Raw genomic sequence first — 19123 nt, 5'->3', positions numbered from 1 at the left:
ATGAGTGGCCGGCTTGTTATTGGGCGGGCTTGGACAGGGGTGGCACCGACTCGCTGCGCACCGGGAACAGCTGTTGCCGACGGTCAGCGAAGAAGCATTCTAAGGTACGCCCGACCGTGCGGAAAGCCAGCTCGGACCAAGGGATATCGGCTTCAGCGAACAGCTTCACTTCCAGGCTTTCCTGGCCTGCGGCGAAGTCCATGTCGACCAGCTCTGCGCGATAGAAAATATGCACCTGGCTGATGTGCGGCACGTCGATCAGCGTATAGAGGCTCAGGTTGCGCACGCGGGCGCAGGCTTCTTCCAGCGTCTCGCGCATGGCCGCCTGGGCCACGGTTTCACCGTTTTCCATAAAGCCTGCGGGCAGGGTCCAGTAACCCAGGCGCGGCTCGATGGCGCGGCGGCACAGCAGCACTTTGTCGCCCCATACCGGCAGGGTACCGGCGACGATATTGGGGTTCTGGTAGTGAATGGTCGCGCAGTGATCGCAGACATAGCGCAGGCGTGCGTCGCCTTCGGGGATGCGTTGGATAACCGGTTTACCGCACTGGCTGCAGAAGTTCATGCTGGGGTTCCTGGAGAGTGGGCCTATCTTGGCTTGGCAGGCAGGACGCTGCAAGTTGTCGTTTAGCGACATGCCGCTGGTTTTGGGGTTGGGCGCCCGCCCGCTTTGGTGCATGATGCAAGGTAGCCAACAGACCGAGATGACTCATGCTGGACGAGCTACTTCGCCGGGTAAGCAATCACACTCCCCACACCCTGGAGACTGACGGGCGTTTCCCCGAGGCCGCGGTGCTGGTACCGATTACTCGCAGTGACGAACCCGAGCTGATCCTGACCCTGCGCGCCAGCGGCCTGTCGACCCACGGTGGCGAAGTGGCCTTTCCCGGCGGGCGCCGCGACCCCGAAGACCCGGACCTGATTTTTACCGCCCTGCGCGAAGCCGAAGAAGAAATCGGCCTGCCGCCGGGGCTGGTCGAAGTCATCGGGCCGTTGAGCCCGTTGATCTCCCTGCACGGCATCCGCGTGACGCCGTACGTGGGCGTCATCCCCGACTACGTCGAATACCTGGCCAACGACGCCGAGATCGCAGCGGTCTTCAGCGTGCCCCTGGATTTTTTCCGCCAGGACCCGCGCGAGCACACCCACCGCATCGATTACCAGGGCCGCAGCTGGTATGTGCCCAGCTACAGGTTCGGCGAATACAAGATCTGGGGCCTGACGGCAATCATGATCGTCGAGCTGATCAACCTGCTCTATGACGATGCCAAGATCAGCCTGCACCAGCCACCCAAGAGCTTCATCAATATCTAAGCCGTCGTTTGAATGGCAAAGCCGTGAGGGAAAACCATGAAATACCGCCTGGGCGATGCCTGTGTCGAGACCCATCCACAGAGCTGGGTGGCGCCCAATGCCACGCTGGTGGGCAAGGTCAGGCTGGAGGAGGGCGCCAACGTGTGGTTCAACGCGGTATTGCGCGGCGACAACGAACTGATCCTGATCGGCAAGAACAGCAACGTGCAGGACGGCAGCGTGATGCATACCGACATGGGCTACCCACTGACCCTCGGCACCGGCGTGACCATCGGCCATAACGCCATGCTGCACGGCTGCACGGTGGGCGACTACAGCCTGATCGGTATTAACGCGGTAATCCTCAACGGCGCAAAGATCGGCAAACACTGCATCATCGGCGCCAATTCATTGATCGGCGAAGGCAAGGAAATTCCCGATGGCTCGCTGGTGATGGGCTCGCCGGGCAAGGTGGTGCGTGAGCTGACCGAGGCGCAGAAACGCATGCTTGAAGCCAGTGCCGCGCACTATGTGCATAACGCGCAGCGGTATGCGCGTGACCTGGTCGAGCAGGCAGAATGAGTGCGGTCGAACGCCCGGTCGCCTCGCCGTGCGTGAGCATTTGCGCGCTGGATGATGACGATATTTGCATCGGCTGCCAGCGCAACGTGGATGAGATTACGCGGTGGAGCCGCATGGACAATGCCGAGCGCCGGGTGGTGCTGGGGTTGTGCCATGAGCGGGCGGTGGCGAGTGGGGTGGTGTGGATGATGCCTCTGTAGGAGCGAGCTTGCTCGCGAAAAACGCAAGAACACCGCGTATAGTCAGGCTTCCCGCGTATTCGTTGACGTTTTTCGCGAGCAAGCTCGCTCCTACAGGTTCTATCGCCCCATGCTCTTCTTGGTCGCCTACATCAGCAGCGTCGTGCTGATCAACTTCGCCTTTTCCACCGCGCCGCACCTGGACGTCATCTGGTCCGCCTGGGGCGGCCTGGTGTTTATCCTGCGCGACATGGTGCAAACCCGCTTCGGTCACGGCGCGATCATCGCCATGCTGGCGGCGCTGGTGCTGTCGTATATCACCTCCGACCCTTCCATCGCCCTGGCCAGCGCCACGGCCTTTGCGGTGTCCGAGTGCATCGACTGGCTGGTGTTCAGCATCACCCGGCGCCCGCTGCACGACCGCCTGTGGATAAGTTCGGCGCTGAGCATTCCCCTCGATACGTTTATCTTCTTCGGCTTGATCGGTGCGCTGACGCCGGCCGTGGCGGGCACGGCGCTGGTGTCGAAATTCGCCGGTGTCACCGTGGTGTGGCTGATCATGGCCTGGCGCATCCGCCGGCGCGCCGTCGCCAATTGAGGCCAACGTGTGCAGTTCATGTAAAATGCCGGCCTTTCTCCCCCTGATCCGCTCCCCTGAGGACCTGAGATGACCCGAATCGGAACTCCATTGTCGCCAACCGCGACCCGCGTTTTGCTGTGTGGCTGCGGTGAGCTGGGCAAGGAAGTGGTAATCGAACTGCAACGCCTGGGCGTTGAAGTGATTGCCGTGGATCGCTACGCCAATGCGCCGGCCATGCAGGTTGCGCACCGTAGCCATGTGATCAACATGCTCGATGGCGCCGCATTGCGCGCCGTGATCGAGGCGGAGAAGCCGCACTTCATCGTGCCGGAAATCGAAGCCATCGCCACCGCTACCCTGGTCGAGCTGGAAGCCGAAGGCTTCACCGTGATCCCGACCGCGCGTGCCACATCGCTGACCATGAACCGCGAAGGCATCCGTCGCCTGGCCGCCGAAGAGCTGGACCTGCCGACCTCGCCGTACCACTTCGCCGACACCTTCGAGGACTACAGCAAGGCCGTGCAAGACCTGGGCTTTCCCTGCGTGGTCAAGCCGGTGATGAGTTCCTCGGGCAAGGGCCAGAGCCTGCTGCGCAGCGCGGACGATGTACAGAAAGCCTGGGATTACGCCCAGGAAGGCGGGCGGGCCGGCAAGGGCCGGGTGATCATCGAAGGCTTTATCGACTTCGACTACGAAATCACCCTGCTGACCGTGCGCCACATCGGGGGCACCACTTTCTGTGCGCCCGTGGGCCACCGGCAGGAGAAGGGCGACTACCAGGAATCCTGGCAGCCCCAAGCCATGAGCCCGATTGCCCTGGCCGAATCCGAGCGGGTTGCCAAAGCGGTGACCGAAGCCCTGGGTGGCCGTGGTCTGTTTGGCGTTGAGCTGTTCATCAAGGGTGACCAGGTGTGGTTCAGCGAAGTGTCGCCGCGCCCGCATGACACCGGCCTTGTGACCCTGATTTCTCAGGACCTGTCGCAATTTGCGCTGCACGCTCGCGCCATCCTGGGCCTGCCGATCCCATTGATCCGTCAGTTCGGGCCTTCGGCATCGGCGGTGATCCTGGTGGAAGGGCAGTCGACGCAGACGGCATTCGCCAATCTGGGCGCGGCCTTGAGCGAGCCGGATACGGCGTTGCGTCTGTTTGGCAAGCCTGAGGTCAATGGTCAGCGCCGCATGGGCGTGGCGTTGGCGCGGGATGAGTCGATTGAAGCGGCTCGAGCCAAGGCGACCCGGGCTTCCAAGGCGGTTGTGGTAGAGCTGTAACCTCAGCTTGATCGTTCCCACGCTCCGCGTGGGAATGCCTCTTGTGACGCTCTACATCATGCTTTGGGACGCAGAGCGTCCTGGGCTGCATTCCCACGCAGAGCGTGAGAACGATCATCAGGCGACGCGATTCAAATCATTATCCCGCGTCTCTTTCAGGCACAGCACCGCAATCAGACTGAGCAACGCTGCCGCCGACACATACCCACCGACATAACTCAGCCCGCCCATCGCCACCAGCTTGGTCGCGAAGAACGGCGCGGCCGACGCCCCCACGATCCCACCCAGGTTATACGCCGCCGACGCGCCGGTATAACGCACGCGGGTCGGGAACAGTTCCGGCAGCAGCGCGCCCATCGGCGCGAAAGTCACGCCCATCAGGAACAGCTCCAGCGCCAGGAACAGCGCCACGGCCCAGGTTGAACCGTGGGTCAGCAGCGGCTCCATGGTAAAGCCCGACAGGATTGCCAGGACCGCGCCGACAATCAGCACCGGCTTGCGCCCGTAGCGGTCGCTGGCCAGCGCTGCCAGCGGCGTCGCCAGGCCCATGAACAGCACTGCGAAGCACAACAGGCCGAGGAAGGTTTCACGGCTGTAGCCGAGGGTCGACACCCCGTAGCTCAGGGAAAACGCCGTGGTGATATAGAACAGCGCATAGCACACCACCATCGACGCAGCGCCCAGCAGCACCGGCAGCCAATGCTGGCTGAACAGTTCCACCAGCGGCACTTTCACCGGTTTTTCCTTGGCCACGGCATTGGCGAACACCGGCGTCTCGTGCAGCTTGAGCCGTGCGTACAGGCCCACCATCACCAACGCCGCGCTGAGGATGAACGGAATGCGCCAGCCCCAGCTGCGGAACTGCTCGTCGTTCAGGCTCATGGCCAGGATCAGGAACAAGCCGTTGGCCGCCAGGAACCCGATCGACGGGCCCAGTTGCGGGAACATGCCGAACCAGGCGCGCTTGCCCTTGGGGGCATTCTCGGTGGCCAGCAATGCCGCGCCGCCCCATTCCCCGCCCAAGCCCAGGCCTTGGCCGAAGCGCAATACACACAACAGAATCGGTGCCCAGGCGCCAATGCTGTCGTAGCCCGGCAGCAAGCCGATCAGGGTGGTGCACACGCCCATCAGCAGCAGGGAGGCCACCAACGTCGACTTGCGGCCGATACGGTCGCCAAAGTGGCCGAACAGCGCCGAACCCAGTGGGCGCGCTATGAATGCGATACCGAATGTGAGGAACGACGCCAGCATCTGCGCGGTGCCGGACGTTTGCGGGAAGAACACCGGGCCGATGACTAGCGCCGCAGCCGTGGCGTAGATATAGAAGTCGTAGAACTCAATGGCGGTGCCGACGATGCTCGCGGTGGCCACACGGGCCGTCGAGTTGGTCGGGGCGGCGGTTGCGGCCTCGTTATACGTGGTGCTCATGGCAGTATCCCGGATTGGTCATTGCGCGTTTGGACGCGGATTATTATTGGTCGAACACCCATGGATCAGGGTTGTGCGCGGGGTGGCTCGGGATGGGAGCAAACACCGCTCGGACAGGGTGAAGCGCTGCCTGGACGCGCTGAGTGCGGGTAGCACGCGGTCGGGCGGGGGCTTGGGTAAGCCGCAGGGATTATAGGAAGGGGTTTGGAATTACAACAAGTAGCTGGAGCGCTGCAATTCAAAATGTGGGAGGGGGCTTGCCCCCGATTGCGGTAGATCAGTTATAGATGAGCAGACTGATACACCGCCATCGGGGGCAAGCCCCCTCCCACATTGAGTTCTTGTGTGTCAGGAGGTTATGCGGCGACGGGCACGTGGCTGGTATGCCAGATCAGCACCTTGCTCACCCGGTTGTCCTCTGTCTCGAGGATTTCCAGGCGATAACGGCCAATCTTCAGGCATACCGCGCAGTCCGGAATGGTCTCCAGCGCTTCGGTCACCAAACCGTTGAGGGTCTTGGGGCCGTCGCTGGGCAGGTGCCAGCCCAGGCTTTTGTTCAGTTCGCGGATCGAGGCAGCGCCGTCGATGATGTAGCGGCCATCGGGTTGGGCTTCGACATGGGGGTTATCCACCGCCTGGTCGCTTTCGAATTCGCCGACGATTTCTTCCAGGATATCTTCCAGGGTCACGATGCCCAGCACTTCGCCGTACTCGTCCACCACCATGCCCAGGCGCCGCTGCTGCTTATGGAAATTCAGCAGTTGCAGCTGCAGAGGCGTGCTCTCCGGCACGAAGTAGGGTTCGTGACAGGCGGCGAGCAGCGCTGCCTTGGTTAGGCTGGCATCGGGCAGTAGATGCTGGACCTGACGGGTGTTGAGCACCGCTTCGACCTGGTTGATATCGCTGTGGAACACCGGCAGCCGCGTGCGCTGGGAGGTGCGCAGTTGCTCGATGATGTCTTCGATCGGGTCATCCAGGTTGATGCCGTCCACTTCGCTGCGTGGCACCAGGATGTCGTTGACGGTGATGTTGTCCAGGGCATGGATGCCCGGCATGCTGGGCATGCGCTCTTGGTCGGCGTCGTGCTGCGGCTCGTCGTCGTGGTCGGACGAAGGTTCGTCGCTCTTTTTCACTATGCCCGGCTTGCGCGCGAACGGGCGCAGCAACAGCAGGCTGATGCCATTGAGCAGCCAGGCGGCGGGATAGAGGATTTTCAGCGGCACGCCCAGCAGGGCGTTACCGAAGCCCAGTATGGCCTGTGGATAACGGGTAGCCAGGGCGCGGGGCAGGTAGTCGGCGAGGATCAGCAGCAACGCGCACGAGATCAACCAGCCGAGCCACGGCCCGTTTTGGGCCCAGGCATAGATCGCCAGCAGCGTGCAGAGAATCACGACGGCTGCGCGACACAGGCTGTTGCACAGGATCAGGCTGTGGCGCGGGAAGCTCAGGCGCGCGGCGGCCTTGTCGCCCTGGCGTGTGCCGGGGCGCAGGGCCAGCAGATGTTGTTGCGCGGCTTCGATGGCGGTAAACAGCGCCGCCCATAAAGTCAGCAGGGCAATTACGGCGAGCATCGGCCCAAGGGGCAAGTTGTCCATGATCGCCGCCCGTCAGATATGCAGGATGTATTCGCGAACCAGCTTGCTGCCGAAATAGGCCAGCATCAGCAGGCAGAAACCGGCCAGGGTCCAGCGGATGGCCTTGTGCCCACGCCAGCCGAGGCGGTTGCGGCCCCACAGCAATACGCTGAATACCACCCAGGCCAGGCAAGCCAGCAAGGTTTTGTGCACCAGATGCTGGGCGAACAGGTTTTCGACGAACAGCCAGCCGGAAATCAGCGACAGCGACAACAAGGTCCAGCCGGCCCACAGAAAACCGAACAGCAGGCTTTCCATGGTTTGCAGCGGCGGGAAGTTCTTGATCAGCCCGGACGGGTGCTTGTGCTTGAGCTGGTGGTCTTGCAACAGCACCAGCAGCGACTGGAACACCGCGATGGTGAACATGCCGTAGGCCAGGATCGACAGCAGGATATGCGCGAGGATGCCCGGCTCTTCATCGATCACCTGGACGGTGCCGGTGGGCGCGAACTGCGCCAGCAGCACCGTGAGCATGCCCAGCGGGAATAGAAGAACGAGCAGGTTTTCGACCGGAATCCGGTAGCACGCCAGCAGCGTCAATGCGATCACGGCGGCGGCGATCAGGCTGGCGGCGCTGAAAAAATCCAGGCCCAGGCCAACCGGGGTCAGCAGGTGGGTGAACAGACTGGCCGCATGGGCCAGCAGGGCCAGCACGCCAAGGCCGACCAGCAGACGTTTGTCCGCTTTGGTGCCATGGGCCAGACGAGAGCCCTGATAGAGAGTCGCAGCGGCATACACGATGGCGGCGGCGAGGCTGGGTAGCAAACTGGGTGACAAGGGGAGCATAAATCCTGATAGGCAAGCCCGAAAGGCGCTGAGTTTGGCACACACCTGCGCTGCACGAAAGACTCCTGGGCCAGACAGCGGGTGTGCATGGACGCAGTCTTCGCTATAATCCGCGACCTGCCCACGCCGCAGGCTCGCCGAGCGCTGTTTTTAATAGCGATTTACCACAGCCTGGGCCGCCATTACCTCGGTCTACCAATGCATTTCGATGAATAGGGCCTGAAAGGATCGCGCATGTTTGAAAACTTGACTGACCGTCTCTCGCAGACGCTGCGCCACGTAACCGGCAAGGCCAAGCTGACCGAGGACAATATTAAAGACACCCTGCGTGAAGTGCGCATGGCGTTGCTGGAGGCCGACGTGGCCTTGCCGGTGGTGAAGGACTTCGTCAACTCGGTCAAGGAGCGTGCGGTCGGCACTGAAGTGTCGCGCAGCCTGACCCCGGGCCAGGCGTTCGTGAAGATCGTCCAGGCCGAACTCGAAAGCCTGATGGGCGCGGCCAACGAAGATTTGAACCTCAGCGCCGTGCCACCGGCCGTTGTGCTGATGGCCGGCCTGCAAGGCGCGGGTAAGACCACCACCGCCGGCAAGCTGGCGCGCTTCCTTAAAGAGCGCAAGAAGAAGTCGGTGATGGTGGTGTCGGCCGACGTCTACCGTCCGGCCGCGATCAAGCAGCTGGAAATGCTCGCGGGCGAAGTGGGCGTGACCTTCTTCCCGTCGGACCTGAGCCAGAAGCCGGTTGATATCGCCACTGCGGCTATTAAAGAAGCCAAGCTGAAATTCATCGACGTGGTCATCGTCGATACCGCCGGTCGCCTGCACATCGATGAAGAGATGATGGGCGAGATCAAGGCGCTGCATGCCGCGATCAACCCGGTCGAGACGCTGTTCGTGGTCGACGCCATGACCGGCCAGGATGCCGCCAACACCGCCAAGGCCTTCGGTGACGCACTGCCGCTGACCGGCGTGATCCTGACCAAGGTAGACGGCGACGCCCGTGGCGGCGCCGCGCTGTCGGTACGCGCCATCACCGGCAAGCCGATCAAGTTCATCGGTATGGGCGAGAAGAGCGAAGCGCTCGAACCGTTCCACCCGGAGCGTATCGCCTCGCGTATCCTCGGCATGGGCGACGTGCTCAGCCTGATCGAACAGGCTGAAGCCACGCTCGATAAAGACAAGGCCGACAAACTGGCCAAAAAGCTGAAGAAGGGCAAGGGCTTCGACCTCGAAGACTTCCGCGACCAGCTGCAGCAAATGAAGAACATGGGCGGCCTCGGCGGCCTGATGGACAAGCTGCCGAACATCGGCGGCGTGAACCTGGCGCAAATGGGCAACGCCCAGGGCGCGGCAGAGAAGCAGTTCAAGCAGATGGAAGCCATCATCAACTCCATGACCCCGGCCGAGCGCCGCGACCCTGAGCTGATCAGCGGTTCGCGCAAGCGTCGGATCGCCATGGGGTCCGGCACCCAGGTGCAGGACATCGGTCGCTTGATCAAGCAGCACAAGCAGATGCAGAAGATGATGAAGAAGTTCTCCGCCAAGGGCGGTATGGCCAAGATGATGCGCGGCATGGGCGGTATGTTGCCCGGCGGCGGTATGCCGAAAATGTAAAGTATTCGAGCGCAAGCCTTCGCTTGCGCTCCGACCCACAGGGATGTGGGATCTCCAGCAAACCCGCCGTTGGCGGGCGCTGACTTGCCGTTTTAACCGACGGCTCTATAGCAGATCTGAATGGCACGCTGATAGGCGCCAGAAAAAGACATTTGCAAAAGTCCGGATATTCCTTAGAATATGCGGCCTTTCGGGCACCTATGCCCGCTGTGCATTTAGATTTGCAGCACCGACTACAGGAACGATGTTCACATGCTAACAATCCGTCTTGCCCTTGGCGGCTCCAAAAAGCGCCCGTTTTACCACTTGACCGTAACCGACAGCCGCAACCCGCGCGACGGTTCGCACAAGGAACAGGTTGGTTTCTTCAACCCTGTTGCTCGTGGTCAAGAAGTTCGTCTGTCCGTGAACCAAGAGCGCGTAGCCTACTGGCTGAGCGTGGGTGCACAGCCATCCGAGCGCGTTGCAAAGTTGTTGAAGGACTCGGCTAAGGCCGCAGCCTGAGCAATATGAACGCGACGCCAGCTGTTGCTGATGATTTGATCGTTATCGGCAAGATTTACTCTGTTCATGGCGTTCGCGGCGAAGTGAAGGTGTATTCCTTTACTGATCCGACTGAAAACCTGTTGCAGTACAAAACCTGGACGCTCAAGCGCGAAGGTAGTGTGAAACAGGTCGAGCTGGTCAGTGGACGCGGGAACGACAAGTTCCTGGTCGCAAAGCTCAAGGGTCTTGATGACCGTGAAGAAGCGCGTCTTCTGGCCGGTTATGAGATCTGCGTGCCGCGCAACCTGTTCCCTGAATTGACCGACGGCGAGTACTACTGGTACCAGCTGGAAGGTCTGAAGGTTATTGATCAACTCGGGCAATTGCTGGGGAAAATCGATCATCTTCTGGAAACTGGCGCCAATGATGTAATGGTGGTCAAGCCTTGCGCTGGCAGCCTGGATGATCGCGAACGCCTGTTGCCCTATACCGGGCAGTGCGTGTTGGCCGTCGACCTGGCAGCGGGCGAGATGAAGGTGGAATGGGACGCGGACTTCTAAGCGTGGCTACTTTGCGCATTGAAGTGATCAGTTTGTTTCCCGAGATGTTTTCCGCCATCAGCGAGTACGGCATCACCAGTCGGGCGGTGAAGCAGGGGCTGTTGCAGCTTACCTGTTGGAACCCGCGAGACTACACGACGGATCGGCATCACACTGTGGACGATCGCCCATTTGGCGGTGGCCCGGGCATGGTGATGAAGATCAAGCCCCTGGAAGACGCGTTGGTTGAGGCCAAGGCCGCCGCCGGGGAGAAGGCGAAGGTAATTTACCTGTCCCCTCAAGGCCGTCAGCTGAAACAGGCTGCGGTACGCGAACTGGCAAATGAGGAAGCACTGATCCTGATTGCCGGCCGCTATGAAGGCATTGACGAGCGGTTTATTGAAGCTCATGTCGATGAAGAGTGGTCGATTGGGGACTATGTCCTGTCTGGCGGTGAGCTGCCGGCGATGGTCCTGATAGATGCGGTTACACGACTGCTGCCTGGAGCTTTAGGGCATGCGGACTCTGCGGAGGAAGATTCCTTCACGGATGGTTTGCTGGATTGCCCGCACTACACCCGTCCGGAGGTGTATGCGGATCAGCGTGTTCCCGACGTATTGCTAAGTGGCAATCACGCACACATCCGGCGTTGGCGTTTACAGCAGTCCCTTGGTCGGACCTATGAACGACGCGCCGATCTTCTGGAAAGCCGCTCGCTTTCTGGAGAAGAGAAGAAGCTGCTCGAGGAATACATCCTCGCGCGGGACGATAGTTAACAACGTATCGATGGTAGGTCCATTGACTTACCTTAGGAGCACAGCATGACTAACAAAATCATCCTTGCACTCGAAGCAGAGCAGATGACCAAAGAGATCCCTACCTTTGCCCCGGGCGACACCATTGTCGTTCAGGTGAAAGTGAAGGAAGGCGACCGTTCGCGTCTGCAAGCGTTCGAAGGCGTGGTAATCGCCAAGCGTAACCGTGGTGTGAACAGTGCTTTCACTGTTCGTAAAATCTCCAACGGTGTTGGCGTAGAGCGTACTTTCCAGACCTACAGCCCGCAGATCGACAGCATGGCTGTGAAACGTCGCGGTGACGTACGCAAAGCCAAGCTGTACTACCTGCGTGACCTGTCCGGTAAAGCAGCTCGCATCAAGGAAAAACTGGCTTAAGTCCAGCTTCCCGATGCAGAAAGAAGCAGCCTACGGGCTGCTTTTTTGTGCCTGCGATTTGTGCAGTGCGCCCTGCTAGGCCTGACCAGGCTGAATGACTGCCAGTAATGTCCATCCCGCCAGCGGTTTCATATCGCTCTCTGGCGTGACCACATGCACCCAGCCGCTGCTATCGCGGGCAAACAGCAGTGTCGCCCGTTCCCCGTGCAGTGCCTGATAATCGCTCCAGCCAAACCCATCGGTCAGGTGGGTGGTATACAGTTCGGCGCCTTGCCCCAACAGGCTGGCAAGCTTGGTGTAGCTCAGCGGCTGACTGCCCAGCAAGTGCCCGCGATGCTCGCCGCTGGCCCGGTGCTTGTCGGTGCGACGGCTTTCCTGGCTGTTGGCCAAGGCGAACAGGCGATGCCCGAAGTCATGACGAAAGCGCATGGTGGCCAACGCATTCAACTCGCCGGAAGGGGAAAGCGCGAGCAAATGCCCGAGACCGACCAGGTCCAGATGCGACTCGGCATGCTGTGATGCCGGGTTGCCGAAGTAGGTCGGCAGCCCTTCCATGCGGCTGGCCCGAATGTTTTCCCAGCTCGAATCGGTCAGCAGCACTCGGCTGCCAAGCTGTTGCAGGGCTTTGCCGAGGATGCGTGCCGGGCCGTTCGCACCGACGATCAGAAAGCCGCTTGGCGCGGGCTCGGCTACTTTCAGCAAGCGGGCCAGAGGACGCGCAGTCGCGCTTTGCAGCACCACCGTGCCGATAATCACCGCAAATGTCAGCGGCACCAGCAACAACGCACCTTCGTGGCCGGCCTCATCCAGGCGAATCGCAAAAATGGCCGACACCGCCGCGGCCACAATCCCGCGCGGGGCGATCCAGGCCAGCAGTGCGCGCTCGCGCCAGTTCAGTTTCGAGCCGACGGTCGACACTGCAACGTTCAGCGGGCGCGCAATGAACTGAATGATCAGCAGCAGAATCAGTACGAACGGCCCCAGGGCAATCAATGCGTTCAGGTCCAGGCGCGCCGCCAACAGAATAAACAAGCCGGAAATCAACAGTACGCTGAGGTTCTCCTTGAAGTGCAGGATGTGACGCACGTCCACCCCCTTCATGTTGGCCATCCACATGCCCATCAGGGTCACCGCCAGCAGGCCGGACTCATGCATGACCTGATTGGAGGCGATGAACACCCCCAGCACCGCCGCCAGGGTGGCCAGATTATGCAGGTATTCCGGCAACCACTGGCGGCGCATGACCAGGCCCAGCACCCAGCCCCCGACAATCCCGAACAGGCTGCCGCAGAGGATGACGCCGCCAAAGGTCAGCAGGCTGTGACTCAGGCCATCGCCCGAAGCACTGGCGATGATAAAGCTGTAGACCACCACGGCCAGTAGCGCACCGATGGGGTCGATGACAATGCCTTCCCAGCGCAGGATGTTGGCAATGGACGCCTTGGGGCGTACCACGCGCAACATCGGCACGATGACGGTCGGGCCTGTGACCAGCGTCAGGGTGCCGAACAGCAGCGCCAGCAGCCAGTCGAAACCCAACAGCCAGTGGGTTGCCAGGGTGATCACCGCCCAGGTCGTCAGTGCGCCAAGGGTCACCAGTCGGTGCACCACGCTGCCGATTTCCTTCCATTCCGACAGATGCAGCGTCAGGCTACCCTCAAACAGGATCAATGCGACGGCCAGCGACACCAATGGCATCAGCAATGGGCCGAACATTTCCTGCGGGTCGAGCCAGCCGAGTACCGGCCCCGCCAGAATTCCGCTCAATAACAGAAACAGAATCGCCGGCAACTTCAGGCGCCAGGCCAGCCATTGGCAGCCGAGCGCGGCCACACCGATACCGCCGAAAGCCAACAAGATCTGTTGTTCGTTCATTAAAGCTTCCTGTTCCTAGAAGTAGCGGGCTATGAAAGACTGGTGGCCCTTGCCACAGTTCACTAAATAAAATGGCGCCAAGCCCCTTGCCGCGTCGCCTGAGTAACCATGCCTGCCATTGACCACCCGCTGATCGACCGCTTCCTTGACGCCCTTTGGTTGGAAAAAGGCCTCTCGGACAACACTCGCCAGGCTTACCGCAGCGACCTGGCCCTGTTCAACGGTTGGTTGCAGGAGAAAAACCTGGAGTTGATCAATGCCGGGCGAGAGCTGATCCTCGATCACTTGGCCTGGCGCCTCGAGCAACATTACAAGCCGCGATCCACTGCGAGATTTCTCTCCGGTGTGCGCGGCTTTTATCGCTATCTGTTGCGTGAAAAACTCATCGCGATCGATCCAACTCTACAAGTCGATATGCCGCAATTAGGTAGGCCTCTTCCTAAATCTTTGTCGGAAACTGACGTGGAGGCCCTGTTGGCCGCTCCCGATCTCAGTGAAGCCATCGGCCAGCGCGATCGCGCCATGCTCGAAGTGCTCTACGCCTGCGGGCTGCGGGTGACCGAGTTGATCAGCCTGACCCTGGAGCAGGTCAACTTGCGCCAGGGTGTGTTGCGGGTGATGGGCAAGGGCAGCAAGGAGCGCCTGGTGCCGATGGGTGAGGAAGCGATTGTGTGGGTCGAGCGTTACATGCGCGATGCGCGTAACGAATTGCTCGGTGGCCGCCCCAGTGATGTGCTGTTCCCCAGCCTGCGCGGCGAGCAGATGACCCGCCAGACCTTCTGGCACCGCATCAAGCATCAGGCCAAGGTCGCCGGGATCGGCAAGACGCTGTCGCCGCACACTCTGCGCCATGCATTCGCCACGCACTTGCTCAACCATGGCGCGGATTTGCGTGTCGTGCAGATGCTGCTCGGGCACAGTGACCTGTCCACCACGCAGATTTACACCCATGTCGCGCGGGCGCGCTTGCAGGATATGCACGCCAAGCACCATCCGCGCGGCTGAAAAATCCCAATTTACCCTGCCACGGGCTGCCCTGCGGCCCAACTGTGGTAGGCTTTGTCGGTTCGCAAAGGCGACGGTCACACCCCCATTTTCCAATCGGCGTACCTGCACCGTCCCTGCATCTGCCTTCAGGAGTTCCCATGCGCTTGACCCAGATTATTGCCGCCGCAGCCATTGCGTTGGTTTCCACCTTTGCCGTCGCTGATGACGCAGCCGAGCAGGCCATTCGCAAGAGTCTGGTCAACCTGCAGCTCGACACTCCCATCGAAAGCATCAGCGCCAGCCCGATGGCCGGCCTGTATGAAGTCAAGCTCAAGGGCAGCCGCGTGCTGTACGCCAGTGCCGACGGCCAGTACATCGTTCAGGGCTACCTGTTCCAGCTCAAGGACGGCAAGCCGGTCAACCTGACCGAGAAAGCCGAGCGCCTTGGCGTGTCGAAGCTGATCAACGGTATTCCCGTGGCTGAAACCGTGGTGTACCCGGCCATCGGTGAAACCAAGACCCACATCACGGTGTTCACCGACACCACCTGCCCGTACTGCCACAAGCTGCACGCCGAAGTGCCTGCGCTGAACAAGCTGGGGGTGGAAGTGCGCTACGTCGCGTTCCCGCGCCAGGGCCTGGGCTCGCCGGGTGATGAGCAGTTGCAAGCGGTCTGGTGCTCGGCCGACAAGAAGGCGGCCATGGACAAGATGGTCGACGGCAAGGAAATCAAGGCGGCCAAATGCGCCAACCCGGTTTCCAAGCAGTTCGCCCTGGGCCAGTCCATCGGTGTGAACGGCACACCGGCCATCGTTTTGGCCGACGGCCAGGTAATTCCGGGCTACCAGCCGGCACCACAAGTTGCCAAACTGGCACTGGGTGCCAAGTAAGCATTTATCGTCGAGCCTTTGACGAGCATGGCCCGCCGAACCGTCGGCGGGTCATTAATTGAGAGCCGCAGTTGTGCGGCTGTGTTCCACGGCCGACCTTGAGTCGGCCGTTTCATGGGGAGTTCTTCAGTGAAACCGGTCAAAGTAGGCATCTGTGGGTTAGGGACCGTCGGTGGCGGCACCTTCAACGTACTTCAGCGTAACGCTGAAGAAATTTCCCGCCGTGCAGGGCGCGAGATTGAAGTGGCGCAGATTGCCACGCGTTCGCCAAAGCCTCAGTTCGAAACGACCGGTATTGCGATTACCCACGATGTGTTCGCCGTGGCCACCAACCCTGAAATCGATATCGTCATCGAGCTGGTGGGCGGCTACACCGTGGCCCGCGAGCTGGTGCTAATGGCCATCGACAACGGCAAGCACGTGGTCACCGCCAACAAGGCGCTGATCGCCGTGCACGGCAACGAGATCTTCGCCAGGGCACGTGAGAAGGGCGTGATCGTGGCCTTCGAAGCGGCGGTGGCCGGTGGCATTCCGGTGATCAAGGCGATCCGTGAAGGCCTGTCCGCCAACCGCATCAACTGGGTGGCCGGCATCATCAACGGCACCGGTAACTTCATCCTCACCGAAATGCGCGAGAAGGGCCGTACCTTCGAAGACGTGTTGGCCGAAGCCCAGGCCCTGGGTTACGCCGAAGCCGACCCGACCTTTGACGTGGAAGGCATCGATGCGGCCCATAAGCTGACCATCCTGGCGTCCATTGCCTTTGGTATTCCGCTGCAGTTCGACAAGGCCTACACCGAAGGCATCACCAAGCTGACCACCGCCGACGTGAACTACGCCGAAGCCCTGGGCTATCGCATCAAGCACCTCGGTGTGGCGCGCAGCACCCCGGCCGGTATCGAATTGCGTGTGCACCCGACACTGATCCCGGCCGACCGCCTGATCGCCAACGTCAATGGCGTGATGAACGCGGTGATGGTCAACGGTGACGCCGCCGGTTCCACGCTGTTCTACGGCGCCGGCGCCGGCATGGAGCCGACCGCTTCATCGGTGATCGCCGACCTGGTGGACGTGGTTCGCGCCATGACCAGCGACCCGGAAAACCGCGTGCCGCACCTGGCCTTCCAGCCGGATTCGCTGTCGGCCCACCCGATCCTGCCGATCGAAGCCTGCGAAAGTGCCTACTACCTGCGCATCCAGGCCCAGGATCATCCGGGCGTGTTGGCCCAGGTGGCCAGCATCCTGTCGGAGCGCGGCATCAACATCGAATCGATCATGCAGAAGGAAGTCGAGGAGCAGAACGGCCAGGTGCCGATGATCCTGCTGACCCATCGCGTGCTCGAGCAGCATATCAACGATGCCATCGCTGCACTGGAAGCCTTGCAAGGTGTAGTGGGCCCGGTCGTTCGTATCCGCGTCGAGCACTTGAACTAACCGATTGTTCCAGGGGCCCCGAGCGTTCGGCGGCCCCTGTTCGAGAATGTTTTAGAGGAGCCAGTCATGCGTTACATCAGCACCCGCGGCCAGGCACCGGCCCTGAATTTCGAAGACGTTCTGCTGGCAGGCCTTGCCACCGACGGCGGCCTGTACGTGCCGGAAAACCTGCCGCGCTTCACCCAGGAAGAAATCGCTTCCTGGGCCGGCCTGCCGTACCACGAACTGGCGTTCCGGGTGATGCGCCCGTTCGTCACCGGCAGCATTCCGGATGCGGACTTCAAGAAGATCCTGGAAGAAACCTACGGCGTATTTTCCCACAGCGCCATCGCGCCCCTGCGCCAGCTGAACGGCAACGAATGGGTGCTTGAGCTGTTCCACGGCCCCACCTTGGCGTTCAAGGACTTTGCCCTGCAATTGCTCGGTCGCCTGCTGGACTACGTGCTGGAGAAACGCGGCGAGCGCGTGGTGATCATCGGCGCCACCTCCGGCGACACCGGCTCGGCGGCCATCGAAGGGTGCAAGCACTGCGAAAACGTCGACATATTCATCCTGCACCCACACAAGCGTGTGTCGGAAGTGCAGCGTCGCCAGATGACCACCCTGTTTGGTGAAAACATCCACAACATCGCCATCGACGGCAACTTCGATGACTGCCAGGAAATGGTCAAGAACAGCTTCGCCGACCAGAGCTTCCTCAAAGGCACCCGCCTGGTGGCGGTGAATTCGATCAACTGGGCGCGGATCATGGCCCAGATCGTCTACTACTTCCACGCTTCCCTGCAGCTGGGCGGGCCGGCGCGTTCGGTGTCGTTCTCGGTGCCGACCGGCAACTTCGGCGATATCTTCGCCGGCTACCTGGCACGCAACATGGGCCTGCCGATCAATCAGTTGATCGTCGCGACCAACCGCAACGACATCCTGCACCGCTTCATGAGCGGCAACCAGTACATCAAGGAAACCCTGCACGCCACCCTGTCGCCGTCGATGGACATCATGGTCTCGTCGAACTTCGAACGCCTGCTGTTCGACATGCACGGTCGCAATGGCGCGGCGCTGGCCGAGCTGATGAACAGCTTCAAGCAAGGTGGCGGTTTCAGCGTCGAGCAAGAGCGCTGGACCGAAACCCGCAAGCTGTTCGACTCCTTGGCAGTGGACGACGCGCAGACGTGCGAAACCATCTCTGAAGTCTACGCCCAGACCGGCGAGCTGCTCGACCCGCACACCGCCATCGGTGTGAAGGCCGCCCGCGAGTGCCGTCGCAGCCTGGATATCCCGATGGTGATCCTGGGCACCGCGCACCCGGTCAAATTCCCGGAAGCGGTGGAGCAGGCCGGTGTCGGCAAGGCCTTGGAGCTGCCCAAGCACCTGACTGATCTGTTCGAACGGGAAGAGCGTTACACGGTGTTGGCCAACGACCTGAAGGCGGTGCAGGCGTTTGTCAGCCAGCATGGCAATCGGGGTAAGCCGCTGTAAGGCGCACCGCATAGACAAAAACGCCGCTTTCCCTTCCCAGGGTCAGCGGCGTTTTTTTGTTTCTGGCAGGCCCGCCAGTAATATCATCTACGTGAGTAGCTTATGGGCCAGCGCCATTACCGTGCCAACAGCCGTAAAGAAGCCTATTGCGATGCCCACGGGGTACCAGAAGATCTCACGGGTTATCTTGTGGACTTCAGCATTGAACTTGCGTTGTTCGGCATAGATGCGTGATATGTCCGCGTGAATTTTCTCGATCGACGCTTGTTGTTCATTGTGTTCCAGCATCCTCTTCATCCTTCGTGATAAGGGTCTCATGACATGCACTCTGCCCGCACGGCAGGGTGAACAGCGCTCACCCGAGTATAGGATTCACTCCTCGCCTGCGCGCTCGGCTTACCCCAAAACCGCAACCCATTGCGTAAGCAGTTATGTGCTGCCGTTTTTTACCTGTCATGTTGCAAGCGCATGCTGGATACGTCATCCCCGCACAACCCTTGAAAGACGAAAAAGCGAACTTTCCTACGTTACGACCAGTCACTTAGGAGAGATGCAGCACCCGTTGAAACGATTGTTCCCGAACTATTGAGTGGTGATCGAGATGGAAAGTATCAGCCTATTGCTCGAAGAAGCACTGAGCCCTTATCTGGTTACGCTGACCACCTCTGGTGTGCAGGGCGAATGCCTGGTGACCGTGAAGAACCCCGGCGGCGCCATCATGGTCGAGCGCGAAGTCAACCGCGCTCAGCTGACCGACAAGCGCGCGCTGGTGGATGTGGTGGATTGTCTGCTGCGCGATTTGAAAATCGCTGAAGGTCGACTCGAGCCCTCGGTCATCGCAGCCTTGCGAAATGCCGCCATGACACGAAACCCGGTCTGCGCATGAAGAATTATTTATCCTT

The 19123-nt window shown here is 60.9% G+C and carries 21 protein-coding genes; 15 read left to right on the top strand and 6 right to left on the bottom strand.

Going from position 1 to position 19123, the window contains the following annotated elements:
* Positions 1 to 16: 16 nt before the first annotated feature.
* Positions 17 to 565, bottom strand: coding sequence for an NUDIX hydrolase (locus C4J85_RS21910; protein ID WP_124368238.1), 549 nt, complete (start codon positions 563 to 565; stop codon positions 17 to 19).
* A gap of 146 nt (positions 566 to 711) precedes the next feature.
* Between C4J85_RS21910 and C4J85_RS21905 the strand changes: the two genes are divergently transcribed.
* The 5 genes from C4J85_RS21905 to purT all read left to right on the top strand — a co-directional run bounded on the left by C4J85_RS21905 (position 712) and on the right by purT (position 3903).
* Positions 712 to 1314 (top strand): CoA pyrophosphatase, encoded by a 603-nt coding sequence (locus C4J85_RS21905; protein ID WP_016971944.1) that lies wholly within the window; start codon positions 712 to 714, stop codon positions 1312 to 1314.
* 36 nt (positions 1315 to 1350) lie between these two features.
* Positions 1351 to 1875 (top strand): gamma carbonic anhydrase family protein, encoded by a 525-nt coding sequence (locus C4J85_RS21900; RefSeq protein WP_124405187.1) that lies wholly within the window; start codon positions 1351 to 1353, stop codon positions 1873 to 1875.
* Positions 1872 to 2075, top strand: coding sequence for a DUF1289 domain-containing protein (locus tag C4J85_RS21895; RefSeq protein WP_124410691.1), 204 nt, complete (start codon positions 1872 to 1874; stop codon positions 2073 to 2075). The genes C4J85_RS21900 and C4J85_RS21895 overlap by 4 nt, the downstream gene beginning before the upstream one ends.
* A 109-nt stretch (positions 2076 to 2184) precedes the next feature.
* On the top strand, positions 2185 to 2652 hold the full coding sequence (locus C4J85_RS21885) for a VUT family protein (RefSeq protein WP_124371747.1): 468 nt from the start codon (positions 2185 to 2187) through the stop codon (positions 2650 to 2652).
* A 69-nt stretch (positions 2653 to 2721) separates the two neighbouring features.
* The gene (gene purT / locus C4J85_RS21880; RefSeq protein ID WP_017139720.1) at positions 2722 to 3903 is read left to right on the top strand and encodes a formate-dependent phosphoribosylglycinamide formyltransferase; all 1182 of its coding nucleotides are present in this window, start codon (positions 2722 to 2724) and stop codon (positions 3901 to 3903) included.
* 117 nt (positions 3904 to 4020) lie between these two features.
* Here the strand turns inward: purT and C4J85_RS21870 are convergent, their stop codons facing one another.
* The 3 genes from C4J85_RS21870 to C4J85_RS21860 form a co-directional block, all read right to left on the bottom strand.
* Entirely contained in the window at positions 4021 to 5331 is a 1311-nt protein-coding gene (locus tag C4J85_RS21870) for an MFS transporter (RefSeq protein ID WP_124364262.1), read from the bottom strand.
* A 356-nt stretch (positions 5332 to 5687) separates the two neighbouring features.
* Complete coding sequence (locus C4J85_RS21865; RefSeq protein ID WP_124410689.1) at positions 5688 to 6926, bottom strand: transporter associated domain-containing protein; 1239 nt, start codon at positions 6924 to 6926, stop codon at positions 5688 to 5690.
* Between the two features lie 12 nt (positions 6927 to 6938).
* Complete coding sequence (locus C4J85_RS21860; RefSeq protein ID WP_124410688.1) at positions 6939 to 7751, bottom strand: inner membrane protein YpjD; 813 nt, start codon at positions 7749 to 7751, stop codon at positions 6939 to 6941.
* Between the two features lie 234 nt (positions 7752 to 7985).
* Between C4J85_RS21860 and ffh the strand changes: the two genes are divergently transcribed.
* The 5 genes from ffh (at position 7986) to rplS (ending at position 11559) form a co-directional block, all read left to right on the top strand.
* Positions 7986 to 9362, top strand: a complete 1377-nt coding sequence (gene ffh, locus C4J85_RS21855; RefSeq protein WP_124364259.1) for a signal recognition particle protein — start codon at positions 7986 to 7988, stop codon at positions 9360 to 9362.
* A gap of 252 nt (positions 9363 to 9614) precedes the next feature.
* Positions 9615 to 9866: a 30S ribosomal protein S16 gene (gene rpsP, locus C4J85_RS21850; RefSeq protein WP_003175899.1), complete on the top strand. Its 252-nt coding sequence runs from the start codon at positions 9615 to 9617 to the stop codon at positions 9864 to 9866.
* Positions 9867 to 9871: 5 nt separating this feature from the next.
* Positions 9872 to 10408 carry a ribosome maturation factor RimM gene (rimM, locus tag C4J85_RS21845; protein ID WP_124364258.1) on the top strand — a complete coding sequence of 179 codons (537 nt, stop codon included), beginning with the start codon at positions 9872 to 9874 and terminating at the stop codon, positions 10406 to 10408.
* Positions 10390 to 11163 (top strand): tRNA (guanosine(37)-N1)-methyltransferase TrmD, encoded by a 774-nt coding sequence (trmD, locus tag C4J85_RS21840; protein ID WP_177412756.1) that lies wholly within the window; start codon positions 10390 to 10392, stop codon positions 11161 to 11163. The genes rimM and trmD overlap by 19 nt, the downstream gene beginning before the upstream one ends.
* 45 nt (positions 11164 to 11208) lie before the next feature.
* The gene (gene rplS, locus C4J85_RS21835; RefSeq protein ID WP_003175895.1) at positions 11209 to 11559 is read left to right on the top strand and encodes a 50S ribosomal protein L19; all 351 of its coding nucleotides are present in this window, start codon (positions 11209 to 11211) and stop codon (positions 11557 to 11559) included.
* 75 nt (positions 11560 to 11634) lie between these two features.
* Here rplS and C4J85_RS21830 read toward each other — a convergent pair whose 3' ends face one another.
* Complete coding sequence (locus C4J85_RS21830; protein WP_124368232.1) at positions 11635 to 13434, bottom strand: sodium:proton antiporter; 1800 nt, start codon at positions 13432 to 13434, stop codon at positions 11635 to 11637.
* 108 nt (positions 13435 to 13542) lie between these two features.
* On the opposite strand from C4J85_RS21830, the gene xerD reads away from it, so the two are divergent.
* The 4 genes from xerD to thrC all read left to right on the top strand — a co-directional run bounded on the left by xerD (position 13543) and on the right by thrC (position 18221).
* Positions 13543 to 14439 (top strand): site-specific tyrosine recombinase XerD, encoded by an 897-nt coding sequence (gene xerD, locus C4J85_RS21825; RefSeq protein WP_124368231.1) that lies wholly within the window; start codon positions 13543 to 13545, stop codon positions 14437 to 14439.
* Between the two features lie 140 nt (positions 14440 to 14579).
* On the top strand, positions 14580 to 15311 hold the full coding sequence (locus C4J85_RS21820; RefSeq protein ID WP_057723916.1) for a thioredoxin fold domain-containing protein: 732 nt from the start codon (positions 14580 to 14582) through the stop codon (positions 15309 to 15311).
* A gap of 129 nt (positions 15312 to 15440) precedes the next feature.
* Positions 15441 to 16745 (top strand): homoserine dehydrogenase, encoded by a 1305-nt coding sequence (locus tag C4J85_RS21815; protein ID WP_124368230.1) that lies wholly within the window; start codon positions 15441 to 15443, stop codon positions 16743 to 16745.
* 66 nt (positions 16746 to 16811) lie between these two features.
* Positions 16812 to 18221: a threonine synthase gene (gene thrC, locus C4J85_RS21810; RefSeq protein WP_124410687.1), complete on the top strand. Its 1410-nt coding sequence runs from the start codon at positions 16812 to 16814 to the stop codon at positions 18219 to 18221.
* Between the two features lie 87 nt (positions 18222 to 18308).
* Here thrC and C4J85_RS21805 read toward each other — a convergent pair whose 3' ends face one another.
* Entirely contained in the window at positions 18309 to 18509 is a 201-nt protein-coding gene (locus tag C4J85_RS21805; RefSeq protein ID WP_057723913.1) for a hypothetical protein, read from the bottom strand.
* Positions 18510 to 18822: 313 nt separating this feature from the next.
* On the opposite strand from C4J85_RS21805, the gene C4J85_RS21800 reads away from it, so the two are divergent.
* Positions 18823 to 19107 carry a DUF3509 domain-containing protein gene (locus C4J85_RS21800; protein WP_124364253.1) on the top strand — a complete coding sequence of 95 codons (285 nt, stop codon included), beginning with the start codon at positions 18823 to 18825 and terminating at the stop codon, positions 19105 to 19107.
* Positions 19108 to 19123 lie beyond the last annotated feature (16 nt).

The organism is Pseudomonas sp. R4-34-07 (assembly GCF_003852375.1).
In the GTDB taxonomy this organism is placed as follows: domain Bacteria; phylum Pseudomonadota; class Gammaproteobacteria; order Pseudomonadales; family Pseudomonadaceae; genus Aquipseudomonas.
Note: the sequence above shows the minus strand (reverse complement) of the source record. Positions and strands in the feature narration are given on the sequence as shown.

Excerpts from the sequence above, each read along its gene's own strand:
- C4J85_RS21910 (WP_124368238.1), bottom strand. The coding sequence starts at position 565 with ATGAACTTCTGCAGCCAGTGCGGTAAACCGGTTATCCAACGCATCCCC.
- C4J85_RS21905 (WP_016971944.1), top strand. The coding sequence starts at position 712 with ATGCTGGACGAGCTACTTCGCCGGGTAAGCAATCACACTCCCCACACC.
- C4J85_RS21870 (WP_124364262.1), bottom strand. The coding sequence starts at position 5,331 with ATGAGCACCACGTATAACGAGGCCGCAACCGCCGCCCCGACCAACTCG.
- rimM (WP_124364258.1), top strand. The coding sequence starts at position 9,872 with ATGAACGCGACGCCAGCTGTTGCTGATGATTTGATCGTTATCGGCAAG.
- C4J85_RS21805 (WP_057723913.1), bottom strand. The coding sequence starts at position 18,509 with ATGCTGGAACACAATGAACAACAAGCGTCGATCGAGAAAATTCACGCG.
- C4J85_RS21900 (WP_124405187.1), top strand. The coding sequence starts at position 1,351 with ATGAAATACCGCCTGGGCGATGCCTGTGTCGAGACCCATCCACAGAGC.
- C4J85_RS21860 (WP_124410688.1), bottom strand. The coding sequence starts at position 7,751 with ATGCTCCCCTTGTCACCCAGTTTGCTACCCAGCCTCGCCGCCGCCATC.
- trmD (WP_177412756.1), top strand. The coding sequence starts at position 10,390 with ATGGGACGCGGACTTCTAAGCGTGGCTACTTTGCGCATTGAAGTGATC.
- purT (WP_017139720.1), top strand. The coding sequence starts at position 2,722 with ATGACCCGAATCGGAACTCCATTGTCGCCAACCGCGACCCGCGTTTTG.
- C4J85_RS21820 (WP_057723916.1), top strand. The coding sequence starts at position 14,580 with ATGCGCTTGACCCAGATTATTGCCGCCGCAGCCATTGCGTTGGTTTCC.
- C4J85_RS21800 (WP_124364253.1), top strand. The coding sequence starts at position 18,823 with ATGGAAAGTATCAGCCTATTGCTCGAAGAAGCACTGAGCCCTTATCTG.
- C4J85_RS21830 (WP_124368232.1), bottom strand. The coding sequence starts at position 13,434 with ATGAACGAACAACAGATCTTGTTGGCTTTCGGCGGTATCGGTGTGGCC.
- xerD (WP_124368231.1), top strand. The coding sequence starts at position 13,543 with ATGCCTGCCATTGACCACCCGCTGATCGACCGCTTCCTTGACGCCCTT.
- C4J85_RS21885 (WP_124371747.1), top strand. The coding sequence starts at position 2,185 with ATGCTCTTCTTGGTCGCCTACATCAGCAGCGTCGTGCTGATCAACTTC.
- ffh (WP_124364259.1), top strand. The coding sequence starts at position 7,986 with ATGTTTGAAAACTTGACTGACCGTCTCTCGCAGACGCTGCGCCACGTA.
- C4J85_RS21865 (WP_124410689.1), bottom strand. The coding sequence starts at position 6,926 with ATGGACAACTTGCCCCTTGGGCCGATGCTCGCCGTAATTGCCCTGCTG.
- thrC (WP_124410687.1), top strand. The coding sequence starts at position 16,812 with ATGCGTTACATCAGCACCCGCGGCCAGGCACCGGCCCTGAATTTCGAA.
- rpsP (WP_003175899.1), top strand. The coding sequence starts at position 9,615 with ATGCTAACAATCCGTCTTGCCCTTGGCGGCTCCAAAAAGCGCCCGTTT.
- rplS (WP_003175895.1), top strand. The coding sequence starts at position 11,209 with ATGACTAACAAAATCATCCTTGCACTCGAAGCAGAGCAGATGACCAAA.
- C4J85_RS21895 (WP_124410691.1), top strand. The coding sequence starts at position 1,872 with ATGAGTGCGGTCGAACGCCCGGTCGCCTCGCCGTGCGTGAGCATTTGC.